The following is a 9,630-nucleotide window of genomic DNA, read 5'->3' as shown; positions in this document are numbered from 1 at the left end:
GGTGGCAGCGGGGGCCGTCGTCGGTGTCGAGGAAGCGCAGGGCGAAGGTGTCGGCCTCGCCCACGGTCCGGCGCAGCGCGGTCTCGAACAGACCCGTGTCGAGGGCACCGTGGATCTCCACCGCCTCTGCGGTGTTGTACGCGGCGCTGTCGGACGCGAGCCGCCCGGCGTACCAGAGTCCCTCCTGGGCTCCGGACAGCGGTCGGTGGTCGTCCTCGTGGAGTGACATGGCACAACCCTCACGTGGCAGATCGTGACGTCCCGGCCGAGGATGACCCGGCCGGGTGGACGGGAGTGCGGCCTTGGCCCGAGGAGTAACGGGGCGGTCGCACGCCGAGAGCGTGGGGTCGGTACGGCCCCACCGCCGGTCCTGCAAGTGCCCCCAGCGTGCGGCGGGGCGACGAAACCGATCAAGCCCTGGACCGGCCCGCGCCGGGAATCCAGGTGTTTCTCTGAAGAAAGCGGGGGGCGGGATAGTTCCGGTCCCGGAAAAGCTTTAAGGAATTCCCCCGGCTTTCTCCCGTCCCTCTGCCGCAGGTGGATTCGTCCGCCCCCGGCGATGCACTCTCGGACGGGCGTCGGCTGTTCGAGCCCCGGTGGTGACGGACCGTCACCGAACCGTAGAGCAAGGAAACAGCAAACACGGAAAACGGAAAGAAGGCTGGCGGCATGCACCGTACGTTGTGTCCGGTCGAGACGCTGTACGTCGGGCAGCGCAGCAGAGCGGTGCTCTCCTGCGACCTGCGCGGACGGATCGACGTCGGGGCGCTGTCCGCGGCCTTCGACGCCGTCACGCAGGCCAACCCGACGCTGCGCGCGCGCATCGTCCCGGACGGCGAGGGCTTCGCGCTGCACCTCCTCGGCGAGGAGGAGCGGCCCCGGCTGATCACCCGCACCGGCGGCGAGGAGGCCCACGCGGCGGAGCTGAACACCCCCCTGCCGATCGGCGGCCCGCTCAGCCGCGCCGTCCTGGTGAGCGCGCCGGAGGGCGACCGCCATCTGTTCGTCCTCGTCGTGGACCACGTGGTCACCGACGGGCACAGCAGCATCGCCGTGCACAACGCCGTCTGGGATCACTACCGGGTCCTGGTCGAGGGCGGCGGGAGCGCGCAGGAGGCGATCGCAGCCGACCCGGCCGCCGGCGTCGGGGAGGATTCCGGGGACGGCCCCGACTGGCCGCAGCCGGTCAGCCGGTTGCTGCCCGACGCCGATCCGGGGGTCACGGCGGCCTACTTGGAGCGGCGCGTCGAGCAGGCGCGCCGGCACCCCGTGGAGCTGGTGCCCTACGACGTGCCGCGGCCGGCCGCCGGCGCCGGGCCGGACGCGGAACCGGCCGTCGACGGCCGTATCGACGTGTGCCGGCTGACCCTGGACAAGGAGCGCACCACCCGGCTGCGGCAGACCGCGCGCCAGGCGGGCGTGTCCGTGCACTCCCTCATCGCCGCCGCGATGCTCACCACCGCGCGGCGCCGCCTGGAGGGCGACGGTCCCCGCACGCTCGGCTGTCTGTCCCCCGTGGACCTGCGGTCCAGGCTGTCCCCGCCGCTGCCCGCCACGGTCATGGTGCCGGCCGTCACCACCCACCTGCAGACCCTCGACGTCGCCGGGGACGCCGATCCCATGGCGCTGGCGCGTACCGTCCACACCCGGCTGCGCGACTTCATCGCCCGCGCGGACCACCACCACGAGATGCGGATCACTCCGGAGATCCTCCGGAACCCGGCGCTGCAGCTGGCCACCGTGGTCGTCACGAACATGGGTGTCGTCCCCGGTCCCCGGCTGCCGGCCGGAGTGCACGCCGCCGACGTCCGGCTGATGCCCGCCCGTGAGAACTACTTCCCGCAGGCGGGCCGCAGCCCCGTCCTGGGGTGCGTCGTCTCCTTCGAAGGGCGGCTCGCCATCGAGTTCCCGCACTTCACCGCCTGCTTCAGCCCCTCCTTCATGCGGGCCTTCCGCGACGACGTCCTCGCCGGGCTCCTGGCCCTGGCGGACGCCTCCGAGCCCCTGCCCGCGCCCGCGAGCGCACGGTGAGGACGGCCACCCCGGCCCACCGCGCCCGACCGCACCGGCTGCCATAAGGAGCACTCCCCCACATGAGCACCCTCAGCCAGATCCCCCCGCCCCTTGCGCTGCTGCACCGAGCCCAGGCGGGAGACGAGCAGGCGATGAACCACCTGCTGACCGGGATCACCCCGTACGTGGCCCGTCTGTGCCGGTCCGTCACCCACGACGACGGTGCCGACGCCACCCAGGAGGCGCTCCTGGCCATCTACCGCGGTCTGCGCACCCTGCGCGAGCCGGCCGCGTTCTACGGCTGGGTGCGCTCGGTGACGGTTCGTGAGGCCGTCCGCACCGCGAAACGGGCGGGTGAGGAGGGAACCTACGTGCGGGTCGACTCGGGACAGGAGGCGAACCCGCTGGACACCGTGCACATCAGTGACGTACTGGAACGGCTCTCCACCTCCCACCGGCAGGTGCTCACCCTGCGCGCCTACGGACTGACCGAGGAGGAGATAGCGCAGACCCTCTCCCTGCCGGTGGGGACCGTCCGGTCCCGCCTGCACCGGGCCCGCCGCCGGTTCCGGGAGGCCTGGCTGCCGTCGGCCGCGTAGTCCGTGCCGGGCGGGTCCGCCCCGGGCGGGGCGCCGGCGTCCGGCGGTTCTCCCGCCCGGCGAAGCGGCCCACCCGTTCCCGTGCCGTCCCCCGGCCCTGCCGGAGGGGGCGGCACGGGAACGTTCGTCTCAGGTCTCCCGCACCGGCGCGTACACGTCGGCCTGCAGCCCGAACGTCCAGGCGACGCCCGCCTTCGCGGTGCGGGTCGACGGGGGCACCCTCAGCCAGTAGGTGCGCCGGGTCCCGTCCGGCTCCGGCGTGGAGTTGAGCACCTCCACCATCACCACGGGCTCGTCGTCCGGCAGGTCGATCCGCCACAGGGTGCCCGTCTCGTCCCGGTGGAGGGGGCGGGCGCCCGAGTCCGCGAGGTAGCGGTCGTAGCCGTAGTGCTCCAGCATCACCCGCCGCAGTTCGGCGTTCTCCTCGGAACGGATCCGCTCGGGTGTGAGGGAGGGCAGTTCCGCGAGGAAGGCGGCCGGTACGGGCATGCCGCGCCAGGCGTGGAGGGCGAAGCCGTCGGGGTAGGCGAGCGCCGGGCCGTCCCCGCGGTCGAGGCGGCCCGCCTCGTCGCGGTGCAGGGCCACGGGCCGCTCCGACACCACCGCGACCCGGGCGAACGGCCACCACCAGCCCGCGCTGCGGCACACCGTGGCCAGCGCGTCGAGAGGGGGACCGTCCGTGGGGAACGCGGCGAGCCACGGCGCGTCGTGCTGGCCGAGCACGGCGTCCAGCAGGAGCAGCCGGACCTCGGCGGCCTCCCCGCCGGTGTCCCGGCCCACCAGGTCCTCGATCACCCCGGCCCTGATCCGGTCCACGAGTGCCTGGGTGGACTCCCACAGCCGCCCCCCGGTCGCCGCCCAGTGCGCCGACCAGCCCGCGGCTCCCAGCTCGGCGTGCAGCCGGCGTCTTTCGCGCGCCCAGGGAACGCTGCGCACCTCCTCGCGCACGCCGGGACCCCGGTCGGGGAGCTGTCGTATCAGCGTGACGGCCGCGCGCGGGGAACCGGCCCACACCACCTGCTCCGGTTCCGCGAGTCCCGCTCGCCGGTAGGCCGCCCGGACGCCCTCCTCGGCGGCCGTGCGGTCGGCGGGCGCGGTGGCCGAGGCCCACGCGCGCCACAGGCCCAGGCCGTCGGCGGGCCCCGCCTCCGCCGTCGCCGTGTCGATGTCCGTCATGGTCGTTCGTCCCTCCGTCATGTGGTGTTCGCCGCGCGCTCAGTCGGCCACGATCCGGACGGACCCGGGCACGTACTCGCGTTGTCTGATCACGCGGTACCACCCCTTGGGCAGCGCGATCGCCGCGTGCTCCTCGTGCACCACCCGGCCGCCCTGGGGAAGGTGCAGCAGCAGCGGGCCGAAGGGCCCCGGCTCACGCACCAGTTCCCCCGGTCCGACGACCGCGTGGGCGTGACCGGTGACCTCGCCGAGCGCCAGCACGAGCCGGCCCCGCGCGTCGCGCCGCTCCCGCGGCGCGTGAGCCACGTGCTCCGGCACCGCCTCCGCCGTCACGGGCACGATCAGTACGTCTCCCTGCCGGTACATGGCTGTCCCCTCACCGCCGGGCGCACGGTGCCCCGGCCTCATGACCAAGACCGTAGGGGCCGCCACTGACAACGCCCCGAACCCCGCCCCGCCGACGGGTGCTGTCAGTGGCGGTTGGTAGAACTGCGGGCATCACGGACCGCACACTCTTCTCCTCGGGAGCAGCCGTATGACCATCGGTGACCACCTCCACTCTCTGTACCGGCTGCCCGCCCACACCTTCCCGGGCCCCGACGCGAGGACGGAGGACCTGCCCGAACCCGACGCCGTCGCCTGGCGGATCACCGCCGACGCGTACGGCGACGGCGAGGACTGGGCCGAGGTCTTCGCGCGCTTCTGCGCCGCCGTCGACACCACACGGGTGCGGGCCCTGATCGTCGGCGCCTGGGTGGAGGCCTACGAACTGCCCCCGTCCGGCGTGATCGAGGCCCTGCTCGCCGCCCGGGACCGCTTCCCGGCGCTGCGCGCGCTGTTCCTGGGCGACATGGTGATGGAGGAGTGCGAGATCTCCTGGATCAACCAGACCGACGTCACCCCGCTCCTCGCCGGCTTCCCCGCCCTGGAGGAGTTCGGTGTGCGCGGCGGAACGGGACTGCGCTTCCCCGCCCTGAGCCACGGCGCGCTGCGCAGACTCGTCGTGGAGAGCGGCGGGCTGCCCGCCGAGGCGGTGCGCGGCATCGGCGCCAGCGACCTGCCCGCCCTGGAGCACCTGGACCTGTGGCTGGGCACCCCCGACTACGGCGGCGACAGCGAGGCCGCCGACCTGGAGCCCATCCTGTCCGGCGCCCGGCTGCCGCGCCTGCGCCATCTGGCCCTGCGCAACAGCGAGATGCAGGACGCCGTGGCCGCGGCCGTCGCCTCCGCCCCCGTCGTGGAGCGTCTGGAGGTGCTGGACCTGTCCATGGGCGTGCTGACCGACGAGGGCGCCGGAGCGCTCCTGGGCGGCCAGCCCCTCACCCACCTCAAGAAGCTCGACCTGCACCACCACTACCTCAGCGAGCCCTTCGTGGAGCGCGTCCGGCAGACCCTGGAGCCCGCGGGCGTGGAGGTGGACCTCGACCGCGGCAACGCGGAGGAGGACACGGAGGGCGACGGCAGGGTCTGGCGCTACGTCGCCGTGGGCGAGTGAGCGCACTGCCCATGGTTCGACCGGGCTCTCCCCGCGGGTTGCGCTTCGCGGTGGTCGGCAACCCCGGCAACCGCCGGGTGTCCCTCTTCGGTGACGCGGTGCGCGCGGCCGGCCTGCCCGGCCCGCGCGTGGTGCCCTGGGGGGACGTCCTGCGCGACCGGGGAGCGGACTTCGCCGCCGACGAGATCGTCCGCGTCGACTCCCCGGGTGAGGACGCGGAGGTCGACCGCCTCCTGCGGGGCGTCCCGGACCCCACCCGTGTGGAGGGCTCGGCCCGCTGGTACGCCGCCTTCACCGCCGCCCTGCGCGGTCTGCGCGGCGGGATCCGCCTGGACGACCCCGCAGACCTCGCCGTGCTGTTCGACAAGCGCAGCTGCCACGCCGTGCTCGACAGGGCGGGGGTCCCCGTCCCCGCCTCCCCCACGTCGGGCCCGGACGGCGCGCCGGTGCGCGGCTGGGACGACGTGCGGGCGCTGATGCGCGAGCACCGGATGCCCCGGGTCTTCGTCAAACCCGCCCACGGCTCGTCCGCGTCGGGGGTCCTCGCCGTCGAGACGGGCGGCGGCCGGATCAGGGCCACCACCTCCGTGGAACTCACCCCGGACGGCCGTCTTCACAACTCCCTCAGAGTGCGCCGCTACGAACGCGAACAGGACCTCGCCGCCATCGTCGACGCACTCGCACCCGACGGTCTGCACGTCGAACGCTGGCTGCCCAAGGCCTCCCAGCAAGGGCGCGCCGCCGACCTGAGGGTGGTCGTGGTGGCCGGCCGGGCCACCCACGCGGTGGTGCGCACCAGCCGCTGGCCGCTGACCAACCTCCACCTCGGCGGCAGCCGCGGCGACCTCGACGCGGCCCGGCGGGCCGTCGAGGCGGCCGGCGCCCGCTGGGCCGACGTGCTGGAGGTGTGCGAGCGGGCCGCGTCCTGCTTCCCGCGCACCCTGTGCGTCGGCGTGGACCTGCTGCCGGCCGTCGGCTGGCGCAGGGCCTTCGTCGGCGAGGTCAACGCCTTCGGCGACCTGCTGCCGGGGCTGACCGGACTGCCCGGCAGCGGCGCCGAGGGCCTGGACACCTACGGCGCGCAGGTGGCGGCCGCCCTGCGCGCCCACGCCCGGCCGGGCCCGCTCCGTCCGCACAGAACAGGAACGCCCCATGACTGAGCCCGACATGAATGAGGTCGTCGGCCACCACGACATCCTCCTCGTCACCCTGGACACGCTGCGCCACGACGTGGCCGCCGAGTTGGCGGCAAGGGGCCGCATCCCGCATCTCGCCCGCCACCTCCCCGGCGGCCGCTGGGAGGAACGCCACGCACCGGGCAGCTTCACCTACGCCTCCCACCAGGCGATCTTCGCGGGCTTCCTGCCGACCCCGGCCCGGCCGGGGCCGCACCCGCGCCTGTTCGCGGCGAGCTTCGCCGGCAGCGAGACCACCGCCGACGGCACCTTCGTCTACGACACCCCCGACCTGGTCTCCGGGCTGGCGAAGGCGGGTTACCACACGGTGTGCATCGGGGGCGTGGGCTTCTTCAACAAGCAGGGCCCGCTCGGCTCGGTGCTGCCCGGCCTCTTCCACGAGTCCCACTGGGAGCCGGAGTTCGGCGTCACCTCACCGCACTCCTTCGAGAACCAGATCGCCCGCGCCGAAGAGGTCGTCGCGCGCCTCCCCGCCGAACAGCGGCTGTTCCTCTTCGTGAACGTCTCCGCCCTGCACCAGCCGAACTGGTTCCACCTGCCCGGCGCGACCCGCGAGGCCGGCGACAGCCGCGCCACGCACGCCGCCGCGCTGGAGTACGTCGACCGGCACGTCGGCCGCCTCTTCGCCGCCGCGAGCTCCCGGCGCCGCTGCTTCGCGATCGTCTGCTCCGACCACGGCACCGCCTACGGCGACGACGGCTACACCGGCCACCGGCTCGGCCACGCGTCGGTGTGGACCGTGCCGTACGCCCACTTCTTCCTCGACCCCGCCGAGGCCGCCCGATGACCACCGCGCAGCTCACCACGCCGTACCAGCACTACGTCTACGCCTACCCCCACAAGACCGCCTACCGCCGGCTCCCCGACCGGCCCGCGCTCAAGGCGCTGTGGGCGGCGCAGGACAAGAGCGCGCTCTCCCTCTACCTGCACATCCCGTTCTGCGAGGTCCGCTGCGGCTTCTGCAACCTCTTCACCCGCATCGGCGCCCCCGACGGCCTGACCGGCGCCTACCTGGACGCCCTGGAACGGCAGGCCGGCGCCGTACGCGAGGCCCTCGGAGAGGCGGACGACGTCCGGTTCGCCACCGCGGCCTTCGGCGGCGGCACCCCCACCTTCCTCACCGCGGCGGAACTGGAACGCCTCTGCGACATCGCCGAGCACCGCATGGGCGCCGGCCTGCGCGCGATCCCCCTGTCCGTGGAGGCGTCACCCGCCACGGCCACCGCCGACCGCCTCGCCGTCCTGGCGGAGCGCGGGACCACCCGGCTCAGTCTGGGCGTCCAGAGCTTCGTGGACGCCGAGGCCCGGGCCGCCGTACGCCCGCAGCGCCGCTCCGACGTCGAGGCCGCCCTGGCCCGCGTCCGGGACACCGGCATCCCGGTCCTCAACATCGACCTGATCTACGGCATCGACGGCCAGACCGAACGGACGTGGCGGCACTCCCTGGACGCGGCCCTGGCCTGGCGGCCCGAGGAGCTCTACCTCTACCCGCTGTACGTCCGGCCGCTGACCGGCCTCGACCGCCACCGCGCCGGTCCCGGCGCCGACCCGGCCTGGGACGAGCAACGGCTGCGCCTGTACCGCGCGGGCCGCGACCACCTCCTCGCGCAGGGCTACGTCCAGCGGTCCATGCGCATGTTCCGCCGGGCCGACGCCCCGCCGCAGGGCGCCGACGACTACGCCTGCCAGACCGACGGCATGATCGGCCTGGGCTGCGGGGCCCGCTCCTACACCGCCGGCCTGCACTACTCCTTCGACTACGCGGTCGGCATGCACGAGATCCGCGGCATCATCGACGACTACGTCGCCTCCGCCGACTTCGCCCACGCCGAGGTCGGCTACCGCATGGACGCCGACGAGGCCCGCCGCCGCCACCTCCTGCAGTCCCTGCTCCAGGCGGAGGGCCTGGCGAGCGAGGACTACCGCGCCCGCTTCGGCAGCACCCCCGCCGACGACTTCGGCGCGGAACTCGGCGTCCTCGCCGAGCGCGGCTGGCTCGACGCCGCCGACCCCGCACACCTGCGGCTCACCCCGGAGGGGCTCGCCCACTCCGACGCCGTCGGCCCGGAGCTGTTCTCCCCCGCCGTACGGGCCGCCATGGCCGCCTACGAGAGGAGGTGACCGGCCCGCCATGGACCTGACCCTCCTCTACCGCGGCCCGCTCGCCTCCTGCGACTACGACTGCCCCTACTGCCCGTTCGCCAAGCGACGCGACTCCCCCGCCCGGCTGCGCGCCGACCGCGCCGCGCTGGAACGCTTCGCGCGGTGGGCCGGCGCCCAGCGCGAGGACCGTCTCTCCCTGCTGTTCACACCGTGGGGCGAGGGCCTGGTCCGCTCCTGGTACCGCCGCGCCCTCGCGGAGCTGTCCCACCTGCCGCACATCCGCCGCGTCGCCATCCAGACCAACCTCAGCTGCCGCACGGACTGGCTCGCCGACGCCGACCTCGCCACCCTCGCCCTGTGGTGCACCTACCACCCGGGCCAGACCCCCTACGACCGCTTCCTCGCCAAGTGCCGCGACCTGGCCGACCGCGGCGTCCGCTTCAGCGTCGGCGTCGTCGGCCTGCCCGGCCACCTGGAGGCGGCCCGCCGCCTGCGCGCCGACCTGCCCGCGCACGTCTATCTGTGGATCAACGCGGCCGAGGGGCACACCTACGAGGACGCCGAGGCCGAGGAGTGGACCGCGCTCGACCCCCTCTTCCCCTACAGCCGCACCCCGCACACCAGCGCCGGCCTGCCCTGCCGCACCGGCGAGTCGGTGATCTCGGTCGACGGTGACGGCACCGTCCGCCGCTGCCACTTCGTCCGCGCGGAACTGGGCAACCTCTACGACGGCTCCTACCGCGCCGCCCTGCGCCCGAGGCCGTGTCCGCTGGCCGTCTGCGACTGCCACATCGGCTACGTCCACCTGGAGACACTGCCGCTGTACGACGTGTTCGCGGGAGGCGTCCTGGAGCGCGTCCCGGCCTCCGCCACCGGGCGGCACACCACCCTCCCCCTCACGGTCGCGGGGCGGGCGGACCCCGCGAGCGCCGGCGCCGCGGGCACCCGCCGGTGACCCGGCGGCGCCGCGCCGCGGCCCCTGCCGGTCCGTGGCCGGACCGGCAGGCCGGCGCCGAGCCGCGGGGGGGCGCGGGGCGGGGGGCGGGGC

10 protein-coding genes are annotated in these 9,630 nt (G+C 74.5%); 7 read left to right on the top strand and 3 right to left on the bottom strand.

All coding sequences use genetic code 11. The features are described 5' to 3' along the window. Window positions 1-229 (bottom strand): condensation domain-containing protein (locus AB0L29_RS35210; RefSeq protein WP_365833402.1); only part of this gene is annotated, 229 nt, incomplete at its 3' end. A 440-nt stretch (window positions 230-669) separates the two neighbouring features. Here AB0L29_RS35210 and AB0L29_RS35205 point away from each other — a divergent pair. Together AB0L29_RS35205 and AB0L29_RS35200 are read left to right on the top strand one after the other, a co-directional pair. Next, a complete protein-coding gene (locus AB0L29_RS35205) occupies window positions 670-2,031 on the top strand; it encodes a protein kinase (RefSeq protein ID WP_365833400.1) in 1,362 nt (453 codons plus the stop codon). A gap of 62 nt (window positions 2,032-2,093) precedes the next feature. Next, entirely contained in the window at window positions 2,094-2,612 is a 519-nt protein-coding gene (locus AB0L29_RS35200) for an RNA polymerase sigma factor (RefSeq protein WP_365833398.1), read from the top strand. A 129-nt stretch (window positions 2,613-2,741) separates the two neighbouring features. Here the strand turns inward: AB0L29_RS35200 and AB0L29_RS35195 are convergent, their stop codons facing one another. Together AB0L29_RS35195 and AB0L29_RS35190 are read right to left on the bottom strand one after the other, a co-directional pair. Then, complete coding sequence (locus AB0L29_RS35195) at window positions 2,742-3,788, bottom strand: DUF6745 domain-containing protein (RefSeq protein WP_365833396.1); 1,047 nt, start codon at window positions 3,786-3,788, stop codon at window positions 2,742-2,744. A gap of 39 nt (window positions 3,789-3,827) precedes the next feature. Further along, a complete protein-coding gene (locus AB0L29_RS35190) occupies window positions 3,828-4,154 on the bottom strand; it encodes a hypothetical protein (RefSeq protein WP_365833394.1) in 327 nt (108 codons plus the stop codon). Window positions 4,155-4,323: 169 nt separating this feature from the next. Between AB0L29_RS35190 and AB0L29_RS35185 the strand changes: the two genes are divergently transcribed. The 5 genes from AB0L29_RS35185 to AB0L29_RS35165 are packed head-to-tail and all read left to right on the top strand — an operon-like array spanning window position 4,324 to window position 9,537. After that, complete coding sequence (locus AB0L29_RS35185; protein ID WP_365833392.1) at window positions 4,324-5,283, top strand: STM4015 family protein; 960 nt, start codon at window positions 4,324-4,326, stop codon at window positions 5,281-5,283. An 11-nt stretch (window positions 5,284-5,294) separates the two neighbouring features. Then, window positions 5,295-6,443, top strand: coding sequence for an STM4014 family protein (locus AB0L29_RS35180; protein WP_365833390.1), 1,149 nt, complete (start codon window positions 5,295-5,297; stop codon window positions 6,441-6,443). Between the two features lie 7 nt (window positions 6,444-6,450). Further along, entirely contained in the window at window positions 6,451-7,266 is an 816-nt protein-coding gene (locus AB0L29_RS35175; RefSeq protein WP_365833404.1) for an STM4013/SEN3800 family hydrolase, read from the top strand. After that, complete coding sequence (locus AB0L29_RS35170) at window positions 7,263-8,600, top strand: STM4012 family radical SAM protein (protein WP_365833388.1); 1,338 nt, start codon at window positions 7,263-7,265, stop codon at window positions 8,598-8,600. The genes AB0L29_RS35175 and AB0L29_RS35170 overlap by 4 nt, the downstream gene beginning before the upstream one ends. Window positions 8,601-8,610: 10 nt before the next feature. Beyond that, on the top strand, window positions 8,611-9,537 hold the full coding sequence (locus AB0L29_RS35165; protein ID WP_365833386.1) for an STM4011 family radical SAM protein: 927 nt from the start codon (window positions 8,611-8,613) through the stop codon (window positions 9,535-9,537). Window positions 9,538-9,630: the final 93 nt, after the last annotated feature.

Origin of the sequence: Streptomyces sp. NPDC052701, assembly GCF_040678355.1 — a bacterium.
Taxonomy (GTDB): Bacteria; Actinomycetota; Actinomycetes; order Streptomycetales; family Streptomycetaceae; genus Streptomyces.
This window is presented reverse-complemented; position numbering and strand designations above follow the sequence as displayed.

Bases quoted from the DNA above. Each gene is read 5' to 3' on its own strand.
- AB0L29_RS35205 (WP_365833400.1), top strand. From the start codon at position 670: ATGCACCGTACGTTGTGTCCGGTCGAGACGCTGTACGTCGGGCAGCGC.
- AB0L29_RS35200 (WP_365833398.1), top strand. From the start codon at position 2,094: ATGAGCACCCTCAGCCAGATCCCCCCGCCCCTTGCGCTGCTGCACCGA.
- AB0L29_RS35195 (WP_365833396.1), bottom strand. From the start codon at position 3,788: ATGACGGACATCGACACGGCGACGGCGGAGGCGGGGCCCGCCGACGGC.
- AB0L29_RS35190 (WP_365833394.1), bottom strand. From the start codon at position 4,154: ATGTACCGGCAGGGAGACGTACTGATCGTGCCCGTGACGGCGGAGGCG.
- AB0L29_RS35185 (WP_365833392.1), top strand. From the start codon at position 4,324: ATGACCATCGGTGACCACCTCCACTCTCTGTACCGGCTGCCCGCCCAC.
- AB0L29_RS35180 (WP_365833390.1), top strand. From the start codon at position 5,295: ATGGTTCGACCGGGCTCTCCCCGCGGGTTGCGCTTCGCGGTGGTCGGC.
- AB0L29_RS35175 (WP_365833404.1), top strand. From the start codon at position 6,451: ATGAATGAGGTCGTCGGCCACCACGACATCCTCCTCGTCACCCTGGAC.
- AB0L29_RS35170 (WP_365833388.1), top strand. From the start codon at position 7,263: ATGACCACCGCGCAGCTCACCACGCCGTACCAGCACTACGTCTACGCC.
- AB0L29_RS35165 (WP_365833386.1), top strand. From the start codon at position 8,611: ATGGACCTGACCCTCCTCTACCGCGGCCCGCTCGCCTCCTGCGACTAC.